The organism is Mesorhizobium sp. M8A.F.Ca.ET.021.01.1.1 (genome assembly GCF_003998025.1).
Classification (GTDB): Bacteria; Pseudomonadota; Alphaproteobacteria; order Rhizobiales; family Rhizobiaceae; genus Mesorhizobium.
Map to the genome: position 1 here is coordinate 1 of NZ_RZSJ01001070.1, position 598 is coordinate 598.

General features: G+C 63.2%; 2 protein-coding genes. Both read right to left on the bottom strand.

The window, feature by feature from the left end; all coding sequences use genetic code 11:
- Nucleotides 1-318: Rrf2 family transcriptional regulator (locus EOA36_RS36645; protein ID WP_145969568.1), on the bottom strand; the 318-nt coding region annotated here is incomplete at its 3' end.
- A 69-nt stretch (nt 319-387) separates the two neighbouring features.
- A partial coding sequence (locus EOA36_RS36650) for an ATP-binding protein (RefSeq protein WP_245464583.1) occupies nt 388-598 on the bottom strand: 211 nt, incomplete at its 5' end.

Consider the following 598-nt stretch of genomic DNA (forward strand, 5'->3'; position numbering starts at 1 on the left):
GGCGATCACCGCTTGCTCGACCAGACAGCCTGGGCTTTCCGGCTCGGTGCTGAAGGGCAGCAGCGTCTCGCCAAGAGCCACGCTGATCTCGGCCAGTGAAATGTTTTCGGGCGCGCGCCCGAGCAGCCAGCCGCCGCCATGCCCGCGCGACGAGGTGACGATGCCGGCATCGCGCAAGCCGCCAATGGTCCGGCGCACCACCACCGGATTGGTGTGGATGAAGGTGGCAAGCTGCTCGGAGGTCAGCGCCTGTTCGGGCTTCTCCGCCATGTGGACGAGAATGTGCAGGGTGGAAGACAGGCGACTGTTGCGTTTCATGTAACTTAATTAGTTACGATTCTTCGCGATGTCAAACACGCGAAGGTCGCTTAATGATTTACGGCGACGCTATGCCGGCAAAGCGCGAAAACTCATCCTGAAGCAGGCGCCGCTCGGTTTGCCGTCAAGGATCTCGATGCGGCCGCCATGGAGATGCATGATTTCCTGCACGAGGTTGAGGCCGAGGCCGGCGCCGTGATCCTGCGGACGCAGCCGGTAGAAGGGCTCGAAAATGCGCTCCCGCTCGCCCGGCGGCACGCCGTCGCCTTCGTCCCGGACC